Annotated in this window: 22 protein-coding genes; 3 read left to right on the top strand and 19 right to left on the bottom strand. The window is 37.0% G+C overall.

Annotated elements, in window-relative coordinates:
- Positions 1 to 12: 12 nt before the first annotated feature.
- Genes paaD through paaA form a run of 4 tightly spaced genes read right to left on the bottom strand, consistent with a single transcriptional unit; the run spans position 13 to position 2,662 of the window.
- Positions 13 to 510, bottom strand: a complete 498-nt coding sequence (gene paaD / locus B9N79_RS09560; protein ID WP_040057712.1) for a 1,2-phenylacetyl-CoA epoxidase subunit PaaD — start codon at positions 508 to 510, stop codon at positions 13 to 15.
- Positions 511 to 534: 24 nt separating this feature from the next.
- Complete coding sequence (gene paaC / locus B9N79_RS09555; protein ID WP_019394483.1) at positions 535 to 1,347, bottom strand: 1,2-phenylacetyl-CoA epoxidase subunit PaaC; 813 nt, start codon at positions 1,345 to 1,347, stop codon at positions 535 to 537.
- The gene (gene paaB / locus B9N79_RS09550; RefSeq protein WP_019394484.1) at positions 1,344 to 1,694 is read right to left on the bottom strand and encodes a 1,2-phenylacetyl-CoA epoxidase subunit PaaB; all 351 of its coding nucleotides are present in this window, start codon (positions 1,692 to 1,694) and stop codon (positions 1,344 to 1,346) included. The genes paaC and paaB overlap by 4 nt, the downstream gene beginning before the upstream one ends.
- Positions 1,695 to 1,711: 17 nt before the next feature.
- Positions 1,712 to 2,662, bottom strand: a complete 951-nt coding sequence (gene paaA / locus B9N79_RS09545) for a 1,2-phenylacetyl-CoA epoxidase subunit PaaA (RefSeq protein ID WP_019394485.1) — start codon at positions 2,660 to 2,662, stop codon at positions 1,712 to 1,714.
- 1,089 nt (positions 2,663 to 3,751) lie between these two features.
- On the opposite strand from paaA, the gene paaK reads away from it, so the two are divergent.
- The 3 genes from paaK to B9N79_RS09530 all read left to right on the top strand — a co-directional run bounded on the left by paaK (position 3,752) and on the right by B9N79_RS09530 (position 6,559).
- Positions 3,752 to 5,077: a phenylacetate--CoA ligase PaaK gene (paaK, locus tag B9N79_RS09540; protein WP_046217205.1), complete on the top strand. Its 1,326-nt coding sequence runs from the start codon at positions 3,752 to 3,754 to the stop codon at positions 5,075 to 5,077.
- 132 nt (positions 5,078 to 5,209) lie between these two features.
- On the top strand, positions 5,210 to 6,217 hold the full coding sequence (locus B9N79_RS09535) for an NAD(P)/FAD-dependent oxidoreductase (protein ID WP_046217204.1): 1,008 nt from the start codon (positions 5,210 to 5,212) through the stop codon (positions 6,215 to 6,217).
- Between the two features lie 93 nt (positions 6,218 to 6,310).
- On the top strand, positions 6,311 to 6,559 hold the full coding sequence (locus B9N79_RS09530) for a ferredoxin (protein ID WP_019394489.1): 249 nt from the start codon (positions 6,311 to 6,313) through the stop codon (positions 6,557 to 6,559).
- Between the two features lie 148 nt (positions 6,560 to 6,707).
- Here B9N79_RS09530 and B9N79_RS09525 read toward each other — a convergent pair whose 3' ends face one another.
- The 15 genes from B9N79_RS09525 to B9N79_RS09450 all read right to left on the bottom strand — a co-directional run bounded on the left by B9N79_RS09525 (position 6,708) and on the right by B9N79_RS09450 (position 22,089).
- Complete coding sequence (locus tag B9N79_RS09525) at positions 6,708 to 7,709, bottom strand: 2-hydroxyacid dehydrogenase (RefSeq protein ID WP_046217203.1); 1,002 nt, start codon at positions 7,707 to 7,709, stop codon at positions 6,708 to 6,710.
- A gap of 15 nt (positions 7,710 to 7,724) precedes the next feature.
- Positions 7,725 to 8,579 (bottom strand): class II fructose-bisphosphate aldolase, encoded by an 855-nt coding sequence (locus B9N79_RS09520; RefSeq protein ID WP_019394491.1) that lies wholly within the window; start codon positions 8,577 to 8,579, stop codon positions 7,725 to 7,727.
- 11 nt (positions 8,580 to 8,590) lie between these two features.
- Positions 8,591 to 9,349, bottom strand: coding sequence for an SDR family NAD(P)-dependent oxidoreductase (locus B9N79_RS09515; protein ID WP_040057716.1), 759 nt, complete (start codon positions 9,347 to 9,349; stop codon positions 8,591 to 8,593).
- A gap of 18 nt (positions 9,350 to 9,367) precedes the next feature.
- Positions 9,368 to 10,876, bottom strand: a complete 1,509-nt coding sequence (locus tag B9N79_RS09510; RefSeq protein WP_046217202.1) for an FGGY-family carbohydrate kinase — start codon at positions 10,874 to 10,876, stop codon at positions 9,368 to 9,370.
- Positions 10,877 to 10,895: 19 nt separating this feature from the next.
- The gene (locus tag B9N79_RS09505; protein ID WP_040057718.1) at positions 10,896 to 12,155 is read right to left on the bottom strand and encodes a PTS transporter subunit IIC; all 1,260 of its coding nucleotides are present in this window, start codon (positions 12,153 to 12,155) and stop codon (positions 10,896 to 10,898) included.
- Between the two features lie 134 nt (positions 12,156 to 12,289).
- Positions 12,290 to 12,850, bottom strand: a complete 561-nt coding sequence (locus B9N79_RS09500; protein ID WP_040057719.1) for a glycerol-3-phosphate responsive antiterminator — start codon at positions 12,848 to 12,850, stop codon at positions 12,290 to 12,292.
- A gap of 161 nt (positions 12,851 to 13,011) precedes the next feature.
- Complete coding sequence (locus B9N79_RS09495; protein WP_085118188.1) at positions 13,012 to 14,646, bottom strand: MFS transporter; 1,635 nt, start codon at positions 14,644 to 14,646, stop codon at positions 13,012 to 13,014.
- A gap of 68 nt (positions 14,647 to 14,714) precedes the next feature.
- On the bottom strand, positions 14,715 to 15,320 hold the full coding sequence (locus tag B9N79_RS09490; RefSeq protein ID WP_040057721.1) for a TetR/AcrR family transcriptional regulator: 606 nt from the start codon (positions 15,318 to 15,320) through the stop codon (positions 14,715 to 14,717).
- A gap of 447 nt (positions 15,321 to 15,767) precedes the next feature.
- Complete coding sequence (locus tag B9N79_RS09485; protein WP_040057722.1) at positions 15,768 to 16,313, bottom strand: sugar O-acetyltransferase; 546 nt, start codon at positions 16,311 to 16,313, stop codon at positions 15,768 to 15,770.
- A gap of 106 nt (positions 16,314 to 16,419) precedes the next feature.
- Positions 16,420 to 17,004: a LysE family transporter gene (locus B9N79_RS09480; protein ID WP_040057723.1), complete on the bottom strand. Its 585-nt coding sequence runs from the start codon at positions 17,002 to 17,004 to the stop codon at positions 16,420 to 16,422.
- A gap of 176 nt (positions 17,005 to 17,180) precedes the next feature.
- Positions 17,181 to 17,456, bottom strand: coding sequence for a hypothetical protein (locus B9N79_RS09475; protein WP_019394500.1), 276 nt, complete (start codon positions 17,454 to 17,456; stop codon positions 17,181 to 17,183).
- Positions 17,457 to 17,955: 499 nt separating this feature from the next.
- Entirely contained in the window at positions 17,956 to 19,272 is a 1,317-nt protein-coding gene (locus B9N79_RS09465) for an MFS transporter (RefSeq protein WP_085118185.1), read from the bottom strand.
- A gap of 53 nt (positions 19,273 to 19,325) precedes the next feature.
- On the bottom strand, positions 19,326 to 20,474 hold the full coding sequence (gene dgoD / locus B9N79_RS09460) for a galactonate dehydratase (RefSeq protein ID WP_048896781.1): 1,149 nt from the start codon (positions 20,472 to 20,474) through the stop codon (positions 19,326 to 19,328).
- A gap of 1 nt (position 20,475) precedes the next feature.
- The gene (locus B9N79_RS09455; protein ID WP_040057727.1) at positions 20,476 to 21,120 is read right to left on the bottom strand and encodes a bifunctional 4-hydroxy-2-oxoglutarate aldolase/2-dehydro-3-deoxy-phosphogluconate aldolase; all 645 of its coding nucleotides are present in this window, start codon (positions 21,118 to 21,120) and stop codon (positions 20,476 to 20,478) included.
- 15 nt (positions 21,121 to 21,135) lie between these two features.
- Entirely contained in the window at positions 21,136 to 22,089 is a 954-nt protein-coding gene (locus tag B9N79_RS09450; protein ID WP_040057728.1) for a sugar kinase, read from the bottom strand.
- Positions 22,090 to 22,099 lie beyond the last annotated feature (10 nt).

Below are 22,099 nucleotides of genomic sequence, written 5' to 3'. Positions count from 1 at the left end.
TCTCCTTTTTGTTTATAATAAGGTTGACATTGGTTTCATTGCCTCAAATGGATTTTTACAGCTCTTACAATATAAAATACTTCGACAGGCGGTAGGGCCAAAAATATTCTCCATTGTTACATACGTTGAACCACAATATGGACAATCAATATGCCACGATCCATCTTCTTTCATATGGCTAGGAGGAGATATCCCAAATGCTTTTAACCCTTGACGTCCTTTTTCGGTAATACGATCAGATGTCCAAGGAGGAGATGTAATAAATTTCACCTGTACATATTCAACGGAGTGTGCAGCTTTCACCGCCCGTACAATGTTACCTTTAATAATTTCAAGAGCTGGACAGCCTGAAAAAGTAGGAAGAACCTGAATATAAATGCTATCTTCCTGGACTATAATTTCTTCTACCATTCCTAAATCGATAATACTTACTGTATCGATTTCCGGATCTTTCACTTCTTCCAATGTATCCAGCACATCTTGAGTTGTAACTCGTAAGGATGCAACCATTTTTCCACCTCTTTCTCTATGTGCTTACCAAGGGACTGCTGGATCTATGCGGTATACTTCCCCTAATGTTAGCAGGGCTTCGTCTAACTCATCTGTATGCTCACCGTTTCGTCCGTTCTTATTGTGAACCTCTATCTCTCTAGGAAGCTCTGCTGCAACTGATTCTAATACAGGACTAAGAGCTGCTACCCATCTTTCTTTTAATACATTTTCTTCTTCAATCAAGTTAAACTGTGGGATAGATTCCCTATAAGCTCCAAAGGAGAACACATCGTCAAAGTCTTTCATTACTTTTCTAATAGCCTCATTCATTCGTTTTTTTGCTTCATCTGTTGTGCTTAATAATTGGACAAACCATGTTTTCCAGTGAAGAAGATGATAGTACAATTCCATATTAATTTTCACAGCAATATCGGCAAGAGACGAATAACTACTTTGTTTTAAGGAATCAATTTTCACCTTTTTTGCTAGGGTATAGAAGTAATTCCTCACTACTGCATAAGCCCAATCATACTGAGGATCTTCCATATAATGACCAGGCCCATTGACTCGTTCAACTAGAATACTATTTTTTCGTTCAGAGGATGCTCTCGCATGAGCTAATTCATCTGCGCTTCCATGCCCCAGTTCTTCTAAGAGGCGATAATACAAAACAGCATGCCCCATACTATCTTGACTAATGGAGGAAGAGGCCACATCTTCTTCTATATGCGGAGCTAATCCTAGCCACTCGGAACCGCGATAAGAGAAGAGAAAATCATCATCTGCAAGCTGAAATAGTAATTCTGTCAGAGCTTTTGTGTAAGCTGGATTCGTAAGGTTGGCTGTTGCGCTCATTTTTTCGTTCCTCCCCATGACAAAATTTCTTTTTCATCCAGCATTTGTTGTTCATAATGACGCCATTTTTTCTTTAAATAACCATACCCTTTTGTTGTCCGATATTGTTTGTTGTCTAAGCGTGCGAGAATCTGTTTTTCTTCGGGATTTATCCCGCGAATATCAGTACGATTAACTACCCAAATATCAGTAACTGGTTCACGACGCATAAAGTTCTCTTGAGCCATTACTAAAGCCATGTCAGCGTTTGGTGCAAGTAGACTGAATTGGTGTTGAAATGAAGAATTAGGTGTACGTTTACTAAAAACCTCATACTCTTGGTAGAATGTTTTTTTATTAGTTTCCATCTGTCTATACTCCTTTCCTAGCTAATAGCTGCGCTTAGTGCTTCACGTACCCATGCGTTACTTTCGTAAGAAGTTCGGCGAAGGTTAAGTCGCGCCTGAGAGCGAGGCCCTTGATTTTTAATGATTTTCTTAAATTCATTCCAATCCGGTTGTTGATAAATCCATGTTTTTTGTTCTTCATCATAGTGAAGCGATGGATCTGGAATCGTTAACCCTAGTGATAAAATACGAGGAATGTATTTAGTAAGAAAATCCTGTCTCAATTCTTCATTTGTTTTTGTGCGAATTTTATATTTTACGGTTACGTCTTGTTTAGAAGTACCCGTTGTATTACTTGTCGCTGGACCAAAGAACATAAGTAGAGAGTCCCACCAGCGGTTTAATGCTTCTTGAATCATTGCTTTTTGTACTTCTGTTCCTTCTGCTAGGGCCATAATAATAGCCTCTCCGTGCTGAGCATGAAAGACCTCTTCTGCACAAATTCGTTGAAGAGCACGTGCATAGGGACCATATGAAGCACCTAACATATTTGTTTGGGTGATAATGGCTGCACCATCTACTAACCAACCAATTAACCCAGCATCTCCCCACGTTTTAGCTGGCATATGAAATACATTATGAAACTTAAGATCTCCATTAAAGAGATCTTGCATTAAGTCCCCTCGATTCTTTCCGTAAGGCTTTAATAGATCTTCTGCAACACGTAATAATAATTGGCCATGTCCCATTTCATCTTGTACTTTAGCCATAATTCCCAGCTTACGATGAAGAGAAGGAGCTTTAGGGACCCATTCTTTTTCAGGAAGCGCTCCCATTATTTCGCTAATTCCATGCATGGAAATTAATTTAATCAATGTTACTCGATATTCTTCTGGCATCCAGTCTTCTGCCTCAATTTTTTCGCCTGATTCAATGCGTTGTATAAAATTTTCAAGTTTTTCTTCTTCTGTAATTTTAGTTGTACTCATTCTTTATCCCTCCCTACAACTACTATAACTATTTTTTAGTGTTGTTTCATTTTTTGGTTATGTTGTAATGCACAATTGCTTCTACATATCTTTAAAAACAAATAAAGATTGTTCTTTATCCCTCTCCTATTGCCTTTTCTGTGTCAATTCATCCCTTTATAGCACTAACCAACTATTTATACACTTATGAAGACTTATAAATAGTTGCAATGCCATGGAATATGAATAAAACATTAACTTTAAATATAACAAAAAAATATTATTTTTTATTTAATTGTTATATTGTTGGGTATAATATAACACGTTTTTTATCATTTGTATATATTTTCTGAAATTTCTTGATTAATTTTTTTAATGTTTAAAATATGAGCATCTTCTAAAAATGATAGATTAAATCCTATTAAATCTTTTTGATAAAGAAAGGTTTATCAATCCAGACGTATGCTTTTCTTAGATTGTTTCGTATCTATTTAAATCTTTACCAAATCATAAAGGACAGATTGCATATGCCCGTTTGTAACTAATGTCATTTGCTCTTTTGCTCTTTTCCCCTAATGGTTATCCCCTTTATTCTACTATTCTTTTTATTTATACCGTTCACCATTCCCCTTCGGTAGGGATTGTATAGTAAACTTTCGCCCCTTTTCTATTCATTCACGCATCATTACTTTTTAAATAAATTGTAAAGTAATAAAACTAATAAACATAACATCAGTCTATAAAAATATTATAATTTCGTTATATATAATCCCCGCTTTTTTATGTCATTTTAATTTTTGATTACTATAAGAAGAAGTTTTTCTTCTTATCTTTGTAAATTAAACTTCATACATGAAAAGATTCATGATTCCCCTCTTTTTAAAGCGGAATAAAACTAACCCTAAAAACATGGTCTATAATTAGAACTCAGCATTTCTTCTTATGTTTTTCAAATAAAAAGAGGTGGAAATATCAAAAAATATTTACAATTCATTCATTTTATGATAATTTTTGAATGTGTTATATAACTTTTTTATAGTTATAGTTTTTAAATTGTTATATTTTTTGTAAGCGTTTTAATTAAAAGGGCTACGAAAGGGGATAAAATTTGTGATTATTCATGACGTTGAAATGTATTCTCGGAAAGAAATGAAAGCGCTACAATTAAGTCGTTTGAAGGAGACCCTAATAAAAGTCTATGATAAAGTACCTTTCTATCAAGAGAAATTTAGGGAACTTGCTATCTCACCTGAAGATATACAGACGTTAGAAGATATAAACAAATTACCGTTTACTAAAAAATCGGATTTACGTGAAAATTACCCTTTTAATTTATTTGCTGTTGATATGAAAGAACTTGTCCGTCTCCACGCCTCCTCTGGTACAAGTGGGAAACCTACAGTAGTAGGTTACACGAAAAATGATATTTCAAACTGGTCTGATATTGTTGCAAGAGCAATTGCTATTGCGGGTGGAGAACCAGCTGGGATATTTCACAATGCGTATGGATACGGGTTATTTACAGGTGGATTAGGCCTTCATTATGGAGGAGAAAGACTCGGAATGGCCACAGTCCCTATCTCTGGAGGAAATACAGACCGTCAAATTTCTCTTATTAAAGACTTTAAACCTACTGTAATCGCTGGGACTCCTTCCTATATTTTAAAGATCGCTGAAGAAATGGAAACAAGGGGCTTAAATCCTAGAGAAAGTTCAATCAAATTTGGCATCTTTGGAGCAGAACCATGGTCTGAGGAAATGCGGAAGGTCTTAGAGGAAAAATTCGATCTCAAAGCCTGTGATATCTATGGTCTTAGTGAAGTGATGGGGCCTGGCGTTGCTGTAGAATGTCATGAAGCTCAAAATGGCCTACATATTGCTGAAGATCACTTTTTCGTAGAAGTTATCAATCCAGACACCCTTGAACAAGTACCCGACGGTGAGGAAGGTGAGCTAGTATTCACTAGCTTAACAAAAGAGGCTTTCCCTGTTATTCGTTACCGCACAGGCGATATTGCGTCTATTACTAGAGAGACTTGTAGGTGTGGTAGGACCACAACAAGAATGTCACGTGTAAAAGGTCGTATCGATGATATGCTCATTATACGGGGAGTTAATGTATTCCCATCTGAAATTGAACATTATTTAATTCAAATCCAAGAATTAGCTCCGCATTACCAAGTTCACTTAGCCTGTGATGGTACATTAGATATAGTAGAATTACATGTCGAAATTAATGAAGAAATTTACCAAAGAGTAAATGGAAATATGGCTCATGAACATATTCAGTCAGTAGTAAAAAAAGTTCAACATTCCATGAAAAACAATTGTTTAGTAAGCATGAATATCAAAGCGCTTGCTCCTAAAAGTATTCCTAGATCTGAAGGAAAAGCAATTCGTATCTTAGATAAACGAAAATCCCTTTTCACGATTTAGTTTATGAAATGTATGGAGAAATATATAGCTTTCAACATAACTATTAACACTTAAACCGTTTCTAAAATGTTATAACTCTAAAGTGGTTTTATGAATAGTTTTATATCCACAATCTTAGGAGGATTGGAGTATATGTTCCAAGATGATACAGTATTTGATCTCACAATTATTGGTGGAGGGCCAGTCGGTTTATTTACAGCCTTTTATGCTGGTATGAGACAAACATCAGTAAAAATCATTGAAAGTCTTCCTCAATTAGGAGGGCAATTATCAGCCCTATACCCTGAAAAATACATTTATGATATTGCTGGTTTCCCTAAAATTCGTGCTCAAGAACTTATCCATAATTTAAAAGAACAAATGAGCGAGTTCAACCCTACTATATGCCTTAACCAATCTGTCAATAAACTAGAAAAAGAATCTAATGGAGTTTTTAAGTTAATAACAAGCACTGACACTCATTACTCAAAGGCGATTATTATCACTGCTGGAAACGGTGCCTTTCAACCAAGAAAATTAGAACTTCCTGAAGAAGAAAAATATGTGCAGAGTAACCTTCATTACTTTGTTGATGATTTAAATAAGTTCGCTGGCAAACAAGTCGTTATTTTTGGTGGTGGTGATTCAGCTGTTGATTGGGCGCTAATGCTAGAACCTATTGCTGAAAAAGTAACTTTAGTACACCGCCGAGATAAATTCCGTGCACATGAACACAGTGTGAAAACTTTGAGTAAATCTAAGGTGAACGTTCTTACTCCTTTTGTGCCAGTAGAACTGATAGGTGATAAAAAAATTGAACAAGTTCTATTAGAAGAGGTAAAAGGAGAACGTAAAGAAATCATAGATGTAGATGAGGTTATCGTTAATTATGGATTCTTATCTTCCCTTGGACCAATTAAAGACTGGGGATTAGCCCTTGAGAAGAACTCCATTATCGTAAACTCTAAAATGGAAACAAATGTTGAAGGAATTTATGCAGCTGGAGATATTTGTACTTACACAGGAAAAGTAAAACTCATTGCCAGTGGATTTGGCGAAGCTCCGACAGCTGTAAGCAATGCCAAAGTATATATTGATCCTACTGCCAAAGTTCAACCTCTTCACAGTACGAGTATAATGGAAAAAATAGTTCATTCTTAAATAGAAAACGAGATGTGGGCAGTAAACAGAGAGTGATATACTTAAAAACTTAAACTTCTAGAGATACATTTCACAAAGTAAGGAGGAGCAGATATGATTAAATATACGATTGTAGATAAAGAAACTTGTATAGCTTGTGGAGCTTGTGGGGCGAGTTGTCCCGATTTATTTGCGTACGATGATGAAGGTATTTCTTATGTCTTACTTGATGACAATCAAGGAAATACTTCCGTTGATGAAGATTTTTACGATGATTTGGAAGACGCCGCTGACGGCTGTCCTACTCAATCTATAAAAGTGAGTGATGAACCTTTTGATGGTGATCCTTTGAAAAACGAGTAAGCTTTTTTATTAGGTTTATTTCTACGGACAAAGTAAAGATTGAATATTTCTATTGGTGGAATCCTTCTTCTCTTAGGAAGGTATAGAAAGTCTTTCCCCAATGACCATAAAAAAGACAGGGATGGCTCTTACCGCCTCCCCGTCTTTTTTATCTCGCTTTCATCCACTCTACTATATATTCCGCCATCTTTTTTGGACTTTGCCTAAACGCATCAATCGTACTCCCTGCAAGGTGAGGCGTAATCGTAACATTCTCAAGCTGTAAAAGCTTATCATCATAAGGAAGTGGTTCGTGGTCGAATACGTCTAATGCGGCCCCCATAATCTTTTTTTCTTGTAAACTTTGAACAAGGGCTTCCTCATCAATAAGGCCTGAGCGAGCTGTATTAATTAAAACGGCTGTTTCTTTCATTTTCTCAATCTCTTTTTGGCCAATAAAATGATGCGTTTCTTCTGTGAGACGGAGGTGAAGAGATACAATGTCTGCCTGCTCGAGAAGTTCATCTAACGATACTTTTTTACTGTAGTAAGGAATGTCATCTGTATATTCATCATAGATTAACAGTTCACATCCTAGTGCATGTAAGTATGATCCAAGCAATCTTCCAATATTGCCGTAACCAACAATGCCAACTTTCTTTTCATTAAGTTCTGGAATTTCTTCACCATTTGGAAAATCTTTTTCCCATTTCCCCTTTTTTAAGGCCTCGTGGGAGCGAGCAATATTTCTCACTTCAGATAGAATCATCCCTAACGTAAATTCCGCTACTGCTCTAGCATTTCGGCCAGGTGTATTGAGGACCGAAATACCGAGTGCTTTTGCTTCTGTATGATCGACATTCTCTGTTCCTCCTCTTAACACCCCAATGAGTTTCAATTTCTTCCCTCTTTGAAGAATCTCTTTTGATAGAGGAGTAAACTGAACAACAATAGCGTCAAATGTCTCAATTCCATCAAAAAGTTCTTTTTCGACTGTAATGGCTTCTGGGCCATTTCCTTCAACAAGTAAGTTGTCTTTTTGAAGAGCTTCAACAGAATTGTGTTTCCACTCGCGTACTTCTACTTCTATTCCATAAAGAGATAAGGAGGATAAGCCTTCTTCCATTATGTCTGCTGGAATAAGAGCGTCTCCAATTGCAAGCAGTTTCAATTTTTCTCACTCCTTTTATACTCGGTTATTTGAACGAAGCAAGATTATTTTTTCTTCAACAACATGTGCAAGATGCTCTTTCACAGGGGCGAATAAATCCTCTGGTAAAGGATCAATTCTCCTAATTTGTTTTGCAGATTCTTTTACTCCTTTTGCCATCGCAATGCGGCAGTCTGCATACAAGTTCACTTTACTAATCCCGTTTTCAATCACTTTTTGTATTTGATCAGGAGGTGTACCAGAACCACCGTGAAGAACAAGTGGTATTTTGCTTACTTTGTTAATTTCTTTTGTTCTTTCTATATTTAAAGAAGGTTCTGCCTGATACACACCGTGAGAAGTTCCAATAGAAACAGCAAGAGCATCAACATTTGTTTTCTCAATGAATGCTTCCACTTGGGAAGGCTCTGTTAGTTTAGAGTCGCTTCCATAATCCCCTCCAAGCTCTGCTCCTCCAACATGCCCAAGCTCTGCTTCTACACTAATTCCTCTAGGGTGAGCAAGATCTGTCACTCTTTTGGTTAGAGCCATATTATCTTGAAAAGGAAGGCTTGAACCATCAATCATAACAGAAGAAAAACCAAATTTTATTGCTTCTTCCACTAACTCTACACCCATTGCATGATCAAGATGAAGCACAATCGGTATATCATAAAAAGGTACAACAGCTTTAATATACTCAGCTAAATAGACAAATCCTTTCCGTTCTTTTAAGTTATGCTCAAGACACATTAGAATAACGGGTGAGCGCTGTTGTTCAGCTTTGTCAAGAATGGTTCGAACCATAACATCATTTATACAATCAAAAGCAGGCACTGCATACTGCTTGGCTCTTGCATCCTCTACTACTTCTTTTAACGAAACAAGCATAGTTTCACTCCTTACCTCATTAACATTCCACCTGTTGCATCAACTGTTGCTCCCGTCATATAGCGGGCTTTTCTTGAAACGAGAAACGCCGCAATTTCAGCTATTTCCTCTGGTTGTGCTACTCTTCCAATCGGAATCCGGTTTACGTAATAGTCTCTGTTTTCTTGTAGCGCGTCCCCCATCATATCTGTTTCCACAATTCCTAATGCAAGGGCATTTACGTTAATTCCATTTTTCGCGACTTCCCGTGCTAATGAAACCGTAAAAGAAACAACTCCTGCTTTACTTGCTGCATAATGAGCATGCCCTGTTGTTGAACCATGAAATGCTGCTTGTGACGTTAAATTTAAAATGGTCCCTGTTCGCTCTTCTTCAAGTAAATGATTTACAAAGCTTTGGCACGTCAAGAAAACAGCGGTAAGATTCACTTTCATCGTGTTTTCCCACTCGACAAGAGACATATCTTTCACCCAGTTTTTAGGCCATATTCCCGCATTGTTTACTAAAATATGAAGCTCCCCAAAAGCTTCTTTTCCTTTTTGAATGATCTTTTTACATCCCTCTTCATGCGCTAAGTCAGCTTGAACAGCAACGCATTTGCTGTAATTTTGATTAATAAGGTCCGCAATTTCGATTGCATTTTCAGCATTTCGATTGTAATGAAGTACGATATTTGCTCCTTCTTTAGCAAGGGTGAGTGCAATCTCTCTTCCAACACCTCTTGAACTCCCCGTTATAATGGCCGTTTTTCCTTTTAAACAAAGATCCATATTGCCCTGCCCCTCCTTTTAAGGCTTCCAAACCGGTTCTAATGCTGCTAATACTGAAGTGAAATAGCTATATTTCTCTTCGTATATTTCTTTTAGTGCTTCATTTGGTTTATATGTTCTTCCCTTTTGAACCATTGCTTTTGCTCCTTCTTCAAAGGAAGGATATGCTCCTACTGCTATCGCTGCACAAATGGCTGCTCCAAGTGTTCCTTGTTCTGTCCCTACAACAACTTCAACAGGTGTTTGTAAGATATCGGCAAACATTTGCATCCATACCTTAGACTTTGTTGCTCCTCCAGCAATCCGGATAACGTTTGGCTTTTCTCGATATTCCATAAGCTTATCAACATGAATTTTATGCCCAAAAACAACCCCTTCATATAGAGCTCTAAGCATGTGTGCTTTTGTATGCCAGCCATTAAACCCAAAGAAACACGCTTTTGCATCCCTATGAACATTTGATCCAAAGAGAAACGGAAAAAAGAGAATGTTCGATTCATGTGGTTTAATATTCTCTACCATTTCGTTACAAAGATCATAAACAGAAATTCCTTTTCGTTTTGCCTCTTCATGTTCTGAATTGAAATACTCTTTTACGTACCACTCTAAGTTACTTGCCGATGTTGGACTTCCTTCTAAAGTGAGCCAATACCCTGGTATGCAAAAAAGAGAGGTCATAAATAAATCTTTATCCACAATTGGTTTCTTTGTAATAAACTCATTAATACTCCACGTTCCTGCTACAATACATAGTTTTTCTTCGTCTGTTGTACCAGTCGCAATAGCAGCTGCATCAATATCAAATAATCCACCTGCAACAGGGGTGCCTTCTTTTAATCCTGTTAATTGCGCTACTTTATTTGTAATATATCCACCAATTTCTCCGGAATAAAGAATGGGAGGCAGCTTTTCGTATATGCTTTCAATCCCAAGTTCTTTTAGAAGGCTTTCATCATATTTTTTCTCTCTGCTATTTAATAAACTAGTTCCAGAAATGTCGGTAATCTCGGCATATGCTTCACCTGTTAGAAGATATCTAATATAGTCTTTGCACATAAAAATCCACTTTGTTTTATGAAGAGTAGCAGGTTCATATTTTTGAACCCAAGCTAAAAGAGCTGCTGGTTGACCTGGCCATACCGACTGCATTGTTTTTGGCAAAATTCTCTCTTCTATTCCCTGCCTTTTCCAAACTTCAACAATCTCTTTTGCACGTGAGTCTGTTGAAATAATTCCATTCCGAACAGCTTCTCCTTTTTCATCCACAACATATAATCCATTTCCATGTCCTGTTGTTGCAACACTTATAATCTCTTCCCCATCAATTTTAGATTTTTGAAGTATTTCTTGAATAACAGCTACATTAGCTTCCCATAATTCTTTACAGTCCCTTTCTGTATGTCCTGGATATGGCATATACATCTCTGTTTTTCGACTAGCAACAGCAATTTCTTTTCCGTCAAGTGAGAAGAGACTTGCTTTTGTCACGGTTCCCCCATTATCAATCCCTAGCACATACTTCCCCATCTTTGCTTCCCCCTTCTCGTTAAAATAGCTTTGAAATTTCAATAATAAGCCAACCAAGAGGTGTGGTCGCTCCACCAACTAAGTTCGATAAGCCTGTTGCTGACTGAACGCTCTCTGGAAGCGTTACATTTACCATTTCAGCAGCTTTCGTATAGTAAGAAGAAATTGACGTTCCTGCATAAAGAACAAATGTCACAAACACCATTCCTGTTAAGAAAAGTCGGACGAGGTTTCTCTTTAAAAAAGGAGCTGCCATTGGTAAAAGAAAGACGAGTGAAGCTAGATCAACAAATGGAAGAACTTTATTTCCTGGTAAAATAATAGCCAAAAGAAGAGCACCTGGAATAAGTAAAAGCCCTGTTGCTAAAACAGCTGGATTTCCAACAAGTAAGGCGGTATCAAGTCCAATGTAAAACTCCCGATCTGGAAATTTCTTTTTCAACAATACTTCTGCTGCTTCTCGAACAATTTCAAGCCCTTGGACAAGTATATTAATCATTGCAGGAAGTAGAACCATAACTGAGGCAACTTTAATGCCAAGTGTCACAACATCTGCAAGTGGAAGACCTGCAAGAAGTCCTAATAAAATACCTAGTATTGTCCCAAGCGTTAGCGGTTCTCCCATTACCCCATATCTCTTTGTAATTTCTTCTGGGGACGCTTTTACTTTGTTTAATCCAGGAATGCGTTCTATTATCCAGTTCATCACAATTCCAATTGGTACATAGATCGCAGATGTTGCATGTGCAAAAGAAACTCCTTTTAAATCGTATTGTTCTTGAATTCTTTTGGCTGTTAAATCCGCTATAATGATGGCAATTAAAAAATGAAGTAATGCACTAACCACAGAAATCACGATGCTATTTGTCACAGCGTATACAACACCACCTGTTAACATGAAATGCCAATAATTAAAAATATCGATATTTACGGTTTTCGTAAGTTTTAATAAAAGAAGAACAACATTTAAAATAATGGCTCCAAATACGACAAATGGAACAATAGGCGTTCCCCATCCAATTGTTGCTCCAACAGGCCACCCTGGATCAACAACAGTTAAATTTAAATTAAACCGCTGTACCATCGCTTCTGCTGCAGGCCCTAACGTATCAAGTAAAAGCCCAATTACAAGATTAATCCCGACAAATCCAATTCCAACAAGCATGGCAGCTTTGAAGCCTTGGGCAATCTTTACTCTAAAAATCAAGGAAAGAATAAAGAAAATAATCGGCATCATCACCGTTGGACCTAACTCAATAATTCCATTAATAAAATTCATTTTATCGTCCTCCTTTATCATGAGAGTGAAGCTTAGAAGATGTTGTCCTACCTTATTAAAAAAAGAAACCCTACAAAGCTCTAGCTAATACTAGAGCTTTGTAGGGTTTCTCATCATCGCCTCCCCTTCGCATACTATTTTGTTTTCCATAAATGTTTCTCGCTTGTTGTAATTCCTTTGATGCCTCCTTCAAACAGTTTCTTTACCATCCGATCTTCGGAAATAAACCCACCTGCAAGAAGCGGTAATGATGTAGCCTTCCTCACTTTCTCTATTACATAAAGAGAAAAAGGACCTGGCAAAAGTTCAAGGGCATCTAAATGGCGTTCTTCCATTGCCTTTAAACCTGATTCAAGCGAACGAGAATCAAGAAGAAAAAGACGCTGAATACTTATAAGCCCTAAATCTTTTATCCGCTTTAACAAATTAGCATTTGGTGAAATGACTCCGTCTATTTTATATAAGTCACGAAGCATTTTTAATCCTATTTGGTCTTTACTTAACCCCCCTATTAAATCAAGGTGAACAAGCACTTTTTTATTCACTGCATGACATCTTTTAGTTAGTAACTGTAGGTTGCCGATATGTGCTTCAGATAACAGGATAAAAGGAGAAGGTGATTTTAAAGCTAAATCTAAATGTTTTAAATTTCGTACAGATGGAATTACTGTTTGATTGGGAATCGTATTATTCATTTGCACCCTCTTATATAAAGCGCTTTCATTTTTGATGTTATATATGTATTCATCTTTAAAATCTTTTATTCCATATAAAAGGTTTTATCCTTGCATTTTCTCTTGTATATTAAAACCGGAAAATAAACAAATTTGCGTTTGTTCATTTTCCGGATATCATTCTACTTTTCTTTAAACTTTTTCAATGCTTCTCTAAAAACACCATCATTTGTTTTGGCCGGTTTAAGCTGTTTAAATTTCTGAAGTGCTTTTCGGTAATCATGATCAGGAATTACAGCATCTTTTGTATAAAGTGGAGGGGGTTGTACAACGTTCTCATTTGAATGTGAATTCTCTTTCCCCTCTTCATTTCGCCCATGGTGTGGCTTATGAGCTAACTTATGTCCTTTCCCTGTTAAGGCCATAAGAAACGAAAAACATAACAATACCAAACTTGCACTGAAAGAAGAAAAAAACAAGTCATGATAAGCTAATAATTGCGATTTTTCAACGCTTTGTTCACTTACATCTTGTGAACTTCCATTTGTTAAGTGATGGGCAGAGAAGTTGTTTAATATATAACTACTTATAACCGGAATCGCGGCATATGCAGTCATGCGTAAAAATTGAACAGTCGCCATACGCGGCACTAAATCTGGCAATGGTCCGCCTAAAGCAGCCCCCATAAGCCCTGAAGCAATCGTAAAGCCCACGCCTAAAATCAGTACAAAGAAGCTGATAGCAAAGAACGTATACGGTTCATGCTCCCCGGCATCCATCCACGTTAAGTTTACGCTAATAATAAGGAGAGCCCCTACCATGCCTAGAATTCCAGGACCTAACTTATCATAAAGTAAACAGCTTAAAATGGCAGCAACGGCTACTCCAACAAGCAGGCATAGATAAACAATGACCATCTCTTTATTCGGAAGCGCATTGACGGTTTTTAAGATGCCTTGTAGTGAAACTAAGCTTAACGTCATTGCTATATACCCTGTTATAACGACTAAGATGGCGAGGAGCGGTTTTTTGTGTAAAATGAGTTTAAATGAAAGAAGCGGCTTTGTAATACTATATTCTGTAATAAATAGAAAAAGAAAAGAGAGAACACTGCCCCCTAAGCCGATCCATACATAAAGCGAGGATCCACCCCATTTTTGTAAACTCAGTACTGTAAAAGCTGTTAATAAAGCAAAGATTCCTGCCCAACCAAAACCCATCCAGTCAAAATGTGCTTTCTCTTTTGCATGTCGAGTTCCTTCATTTGAAAGGAGCATATATCCTAATAGGATGGCGAGGATAGAACAGGCTACAGCTACATAAAAGATTTCTTTCCAATTCCCTGTATGACTAACAAGCGTTCCGAAACAAACACCGATCATACTTGAACCATAAAACCCACCGATAAGAATGAGTAGGGCCAAATTACGGCGACTAATAGGGAAAGCAAGAACAAGCATAGGCAGCATCATCATGAGAGCCATCCCCCCTCCCATTCCCTGTAAAACTCTCCCTACTTCAAATACTATAAATTTTGTTGAAATTAGGCTTAATAATACACCTAACAGCGAAATGCAGGCTGATGTTACATACGTTGTTTTATCTCCCCACTTATGACGTAAAAAAGGGCCTAAAGGAACAAACAGTGCAAAAGCAATTGTTCCTGTCAGTATAGGTATAATCGATGGATATGAAGAAGAGTCCAATGTTTTTTGAAGCAACCCTTGAAGCGGGGTAAGCGCACTATTTAACATAAGGCCAGGGCCAACTGCTAAAATAGCTAATAGTGAGATACCCCAGTGTCTTTCTATTTTCATTACACATTTCCTTTCTATGGTTAATATTTGTTCATTTGTTCACAAATGTAGGAAATGAAAATAAAGCTTCAGTGTGGAAGCTTTATTTTATCCTCTAATCCAGCAACTCTAATTGGTCCAAGAAGCGTTAAACGAGTTAATTGATTTGCCATATATAGCGGGCTGAATTTCATATCGTTTTCTAACCAAGAACTAATAACGCCAATATGAGCAGAAGCAATATAGCTAATTAAAATATCTTTTGGAATTTCAAGCTCTTCTTCTGCTTCGCCAATAGAAGAAATTAATTCTCCATACACTTTATTTTGAACAATCTTCGTCATATAGCTTCGAAACTGTGGAATCCCCCGGTCACTCAGCATCACTTTAAAATAGTCCGCATGATCGTGAATAAATTCAAAAAGCCGAACGAAAGAGATTTGCTGGTTCTCTTCTTTTGGAGCCTTTACTTCTTCTATAAGATTTTCCAACATTTCATGCATGCTTTGAAACAAAAAATCCTGTTTATCTTGATAATGAAGATAAAAGGTTCCCCGGGTCAAATCTGCTCTTTCTGTAATTTCTTGAATCGTAATAGCTCCTACATCTTTCTCCTTTAAAAGCTCGACAAGCGCTTTTCGCAAATATTTACTTGTGCGTCTTATGCGCGGATCTACTTTTGACTTTTTAGTCATTTTCTACCTCCTTATATAACTTCCAGCACTTTGTAGACAAAATGTTTTTCTATGTATTGTTATGAACCGCTTTTTCTGTTTATTGACCTCTATATCAAATTGTGCTGTACCATTAAAATGTGATTTATACACGATGTACATTATTAAACACCATGTCTATTAATGTACAGGATGAAAAATACTTTTGTCAATAAGAAGCTGGACTAAACCAACGGTAAGTAGGTATACTTCTCATGGTTTGATTCTTGCCCTATCAGTGAGAATAACCGTCTTAAAATTGGAAGTGAAAATGCGAGGAAATTATTTCAATTAGATTCGGTTAAAATTGAGAAATAACGGGTAACAAAGTACGTTGTCCAATATGACCTGTTCTACAAAAAAAGCAGGCTGAATAAAGGTCAGCCTACTTTTTAATGAGCAATACGGAATAGCGGCCTCTAACAGCCTTTACTCTTCCTCTTCAATTGTTTTTATAACTTTTGCAGGGTTGCCAGCTACAATTACATTAGGAGGAACATCTTTTGTTACAACAGAACCAGCAGCAACAATAGAGTGATCCCCAATCGTTACTCCTCCTAAAATAACGCAGCTTCCCCCAATCCATACGTCATTTCCAATCCTAATTGGCATTGCATATCCTGTTTTATTACGGCCTTTTGGTGCAATGTTGTGTCCAGCGGTGTAAATTCCAACATCAGGTCCAATCATACAGTTGTCACCAATGATGACTTCGGCTATATCTAAAATGGTACAGTTGTATCCTGCATAAAAATGATCTCCAACATGGATATTGTCCCCTAAATCACAATGAAAATTATGCTCTATACTCACATTTTCCCCTGTACTTCCAAATAGCTCACGGATCACTTTTTCTCTTTGTTTCTCATCTTCAACATCAGCACAATTAAACTGCTGAACAAGCTTATGTGCCCTCATATTTTTCTTTTGTAACTCCTCTGTTCCTCGTTCATAAAATAGTTTTTCTTTTTTCATTGTAACGCTCCTTTCTTGTTTTTATATCTCTTTTAGTTAACATAATATTTTTACAGTAGATAAGGTTCAACAATTGTTAAGAGCTTATTTAAAATATGTATAACACCTAGTGTACTACAATAGATACCGCACTATAAATCAATAATAATCCCATTACAATATTAAACTGACGGTGATGTTTTGATAGAAATTTCTGAAAAATACTTCCGCATAAACTCCAGCAAAACGTACTTAAAAAACCAACAAATGCTAAAGCAATGGAGTAAAAAATTAAACTTCCATGTGAGGAATGATACGGAAGAATAAAGGTGGCAATAGCCGTAATTCCATAAAGAATTCCTTTTGGATTAATAAATTGCAAAATCATTCCCATAAAAAAGCTATTTTCTTTCTCGTTTCCCTCATTATTATCACTATCTTTGCTTTTCATAATCTTAATTGCAAGATAGATCATGTACAAAGCGCCTACAATTGTCATAATCAATTCAATTTTTGGCACAATGCTTTTGAGCATTAGATTGAAGTAACTTGATAAAAGCATAATAATGAGGAAACCCGCACTCACTCCAAAACAGAATTTGAGCGTTCTCTTCAGTCCGTATTTGTTTGCAAAAGCCATTGCCATAATATTGTTCGGTCCTGGGGTAAAACTCGTCACAAAAATATACAGCAAAAAAGATACTAATGGCATAATCATTCCCCTTTTCTTTTGTCTGTTATAACAAACAAAAACAACATTATAATAGACCTGTTTTTATTTTACATAAAGGTACCCCTGTTGTATATAGAAAAAAGAGAAAGATAGGTAACTAAATTTCATGCCTCTGTCAAAAAAACCTACATTCTAAAAATGAATATAGGGTTTTCTTATTTTTTAAACATTCTTTTTAATTTTCGTCCAACAAAAATAGCAAGCAATCCGCATATTACGACCTTTTGAACAATAAGAGGTGTAAATTTAAGTACCCAAAAAGCCATCGCTATCGTTGCAATCGCTAAATAAAAAATTTTCTGCTCAAACTGTTTTTTATCTTTGTTGTCAAATTTCTTAAGATTTGTGAGAATGATGAGATAGCCAATTGGTGGTATTAATGTACAAAAGACAAAAACCCATCCCGTTTTTAAGTACCAAGGTTTCTTCACTTGTCCCCCTCCTTTTTTATAAGAACGCTAACCTTATATAATAGAAAAAACCTCTAGATGATAGAGGTTTTTTCTATTGTAAGATTTAGCTTGATAGGCAGGTGCGCTTCCTTGTTGCTATGCGAAAGCAAGATACGATAGAACCGTTTGGTCTTCATCACTTGGATCCTTTATCAAAAAAGTTAGGATCTTTCCAAACAAAATGCTGAAGAGAAAATAAAACTCCGATGAAAAAACAAGGAAAGCTTTGAAGTGCAATTTGTAGGGATGAGCATCCTAGACTTTTAAACAACAGAGCGGATAAAAAACTAACAATAAAATAGACGGGTAAAAACTTTTTAGAAGTAATGAAGTCGCACATGTGAAATCACTTCCTTTCATTCTTGTTCACAAGGCGAAGACTGTTATTTTACCCTTATTATACGATAAAACCCTATATCTTTCTTTAACTTGAAATATATAGGGTTTATCCCTTATTACTGCTATTACTGCTTGTTTTCTACATTGGAAGATTTGAATCGGGTTTTTGAGTTACTTTAATTCTTTCTACTTTTCCAACGAGGAAGATATACGATAAAGCACCAAGTAAAGTAACAATAGCTATAAAGACGAGCGCAGGAGCAAAGCTGCCTCCTTGAGCTAGAAATCCAATTACACTTGGAACAACAATAGAGGCTAATCCGCCAATAAAGTTAAACACGCTTCCTGTTAAGCCAACAAGATGTTTAGGAGCAAGTGTTGAAACAAATACCCACGTAATAGATGCTAATCCATTTCCAAAAAAGGCAATGGCCATAAACATGATAATAAGAGAAGTATTACTTACATAATTGGCGCCTACAATGGAAGTTGATAAAAGCAACCCAACAATAATGGGCGTTTTTCGAGCAATGCCTAGGGAAACTCCTTTTTTTACTAAAAAGTCAGAAAGGAAACCAGATAATAAAACCCCGACAAAAGCCGCTAAGAACGGAGCAGAAGCTAAGAACCCTGATTTTAAGAAGTCTAATCCTCGGTATTCAACAAGGTATGTTAGAAACCATGTCAAGAAAAACCACAACGTAGAGTTTACGGCAAACTGACCTAAATAAATTCCCCACAGTTTACGATGAATAAAGACTTCTCTTAAATTTCCCCATTCAAACTTTGCTTTTTCTTCTTGTTCATGAACCTGTGTAACAAGCCCTCCGCCTTCTTTAATATAATCTAGCTCTGCTCTATTTGCTTTTTTATGCTGCGCAGGATCCCGGTAGAAAATATACCAAATAATCCCCCATAAGATACCAATAGCTCCTGTTGTAATAAACAGCCCTCTCCATCCTAAAAAGTGCTGAATTGTAACAAGAGCAGGAGTTAAAAAGGCGAGCCCTGCAAACTGACCAGATGTATAAAACGCAATGGCAGATGCTCTTTCCTGATTTGGAAACCAGCTTGTCACAACTTTATTATTTGTCGGAAAAGCAGGGGCTTCAAATGCCCCTGTTGCAAGCCGCAAACCAAAGAGTCCAACAAACCCTTTTGTAAACCCTTGGAGTAATGTAACAAGTGACCATGTAATAAGACTGAATGCATATGTAAGCCGAGCACCAAATCGGTCAACCATTACACCTCCTGGAATTTGAAGAGCGGCATATGCCCATCCAAAAGCAGAAAAGATAAGACCAAGCTGAACAGATGTTAATTCCAAATCTTTTCCGATGGCCGTTGCAGCTACAGAGATATTGCTTCGATCCATATAATTTATGACAACGCTTACGAAAATAAAGGCTAAAACTTTAAATCTTACCCGAGTTGGTTTCTCACTGTACCCCTTCACACCGTCATCTCCTTATTGCAAATTTCGTTACGGAACTAGCTATCCGCCAATTTCTACCACTCTGCAACAGAACCATCCCTATGTCTCCATACTGGATTTCTCCAATTGTGCCCAATACTCGCCATCTTTCGTACATGTTCTTCATTAATTTCAATTCCTAAACCAGGACCATCTGGAATTTTCACATAGCCTTCTTCATATTTGAATACTTTGTTATCAACGATGTAGTCTAACAAGTCACTTCCTTGGTTATAGTGAATACCTAAACTTTGTTCTTGAATAAATGCGTTATGACATGTTGCATCTACTTGGAGACAAGAGGCTAATGCAATAGGTCCTAATGGACAATGAGGAGCGGCCGCAACATCGAATGCTTCTGCCATTGATAAAATCTTTTTACCTTCCGTAATTCCTCCTGCATGAGAAAGATCAGGTTGAATAATATCAACATATCCGTCTGTAAGAAGCTTTTTAAAATCCCATTTTGAAAACATCCTTTCACCTGTGGCAATTGGAATCGCTGTAGTATGGGCAATTTCCCGCAATGCTTCGTTATTTTCAGGTAAAACAGGTTCCTCAATGAACATAGGGCGATAAACTTCAAGCTCTTTTGCTAAAATTTTTGCCATTGGTTTGTGGACACGTCCATGGAAATCAATACCGATGCCAACATAAGGTCCTACAGCTTCTCTTACAGCTGCAATTCTTTCTACTACAGCATCAATTTTTTCATATGAATCAACATATTGAAGTTCTTCTGTCCCATTCATCTTCACGGCTGTAAATCCTTTTTCGACGACATGTTTAGCAGCTGCTCCAACATCTGATGGACGATCTCCCCCAATCCATGAATATACTTTAATGGATTCTCTCGCCTTACCACCTAGTAACTCATAAACAGGGGCATTATAATATTTCCCTTTAATATCCCATAACGCTTGATCAATTCCTGCAATGGCGCTCATTAAAATAGGACCACCTCTGTAAAACCCACCTCGATACATAACATTCCAATGATCTTCAATATTCAATGGATCTTTGCCAATAAGATATTCCATTAATTCATGTACAGCTGCTCCAACTGTCGCTGCCTTCCCTTCAATAACCGGTTCTCCCCAACCAACAATTCCTTCGTCTGTTTCAATTTTTAAAAATAACCAGCGTGGCGGTACTTGAAAGAGTTCATAACTTGTAATTTTCATATTAAACATTCTCCTTTTGGTTTGAGTGTATAGCTTCTACATATTGACGAGCTTTTATTGTTAGCTCTTTTAAATAACTAGCGTTTATTTCTCTTTTTGTATTGACAAGGGAACTGCCAATTCCAAACCCTACTGCACCTGCCGCTTGAAATTCCCCAATGTTATCTAAATTAACACCTCCGGTAGGAAGCAGTGGAATATGCGGTAGCGGCCCTCGGATATCTTTAATATATTGAGCTCCAATACTTGCTGGGAATACCTTTACAATATCGGCTCCATTTTCGTAAGCTGTTAAGATTTCCGTCGGTGAAAATGCTCCTGGAATACTTATTGCTCCATATCTCTTCGTCATTTTAATCGTTTCAATATTTACAGTAGGTGCCAATATGAATTGAGCTCCAGCTAAGATAGCCCCTCTAGCTGTTTCTGAATCTAGTACAGTTCCTGCTCCAACAAGCATTTCTCCTTTAAACTCTTTCGCTACTTTTTCAATGGCTTCCAGTGCGTTTGGGCTGTTAAGCGTAATTTCAATATTTTTTATTCCGCCTTCATGTAAAGCTGAAGCAATTTGGACAACATCTTTTGATTCGGCTCCCCGGACAATTGCTACAATTTTATGTTCTAAAAGATGGGAAAGTAAATTCATCCTCTACACTCCTTTTTATCTTGTAACATCTTCACTTGTAATCGTATTCATAAAATGGTATAGTTCCTCTTTATCTGGTAATCCTTCAATGTCTCCTTCAACAGTTACCACAATAGCCCCTATGGCACATCCTCTTTTAACAGCTTCTTGTAGAGGAACATGATCAAGGAGTCCTGATAGAAAACCTGCCGCAAATCCATCACCAGCTCCAATTGGATCTACTACTTTATGAACAGGATAACCTTCTATGTAAGAAGCCTCTCCTTCACTAGAATAATAAGCTCCTTTTTCTCCTAGTTTTACAACTACTGTTTCAACTCCAAGTTGATGAAATTGAGAACAAATTTCTTCTGGAGTCTGTTCTCCAAATAAAAATTCTCCTTCACTAATACCTGGGAGGATAATATCAGCTTCTTTTGCAACATCAATCAATGTTTCTCTGGCCTCATGTTCTCCCCAAAGCGTTTTGCGCAAGTTTGGATCAAATACAACTTTTAATCCATGTTTTTTTGCTATTTTAATAGAATGGAAAACGCTATCATAACAGGACGAACTTAAAGCAGGTGTAATACCTGTAATATATAAGTATTTTGCGCTAGAGAGGTACTCCTCGTTGATATCTCCTTCGCTCATAAAACTCGCAGCAGATTCTTTTCGATAATAAAATACTTTCGTCTGTCTCTCATTTGTTTTTTCTTTGAGAAACAAACCTGTTGGGGACTCTTCATCACGGATGACAAAACTTACGTCGACTCCCTCCCCCTTAAGAGTAGATAAAATTCGAGCTCCTAGCTCATCTTTTCCAACTCGACTAATCCAGCCGGTTTGGTAACCAAGCTTAGAAAGACCAATTAATGTGTTACTTTCTGCTCCTGCTACTTTTGTTGAGAAATCTTGACAGTATCTCATTTTTCCCGTTGAATGGGGATTGAACAATACCATTGTCTCCCCCAAACTAATCACATCCATCATACCCCTC

The organism is Priestia filamentosa, assembly GCF_900177535.1.
Lineage (GTDB): Bacteria > Bacillota > Bacilli > Bacillales > Bacillaceae_H > Bacillus_I > Bacillus_I filamentosa.
This window is presented reverse-complemented; position numbering and strand designations above follow the sequence as displayed.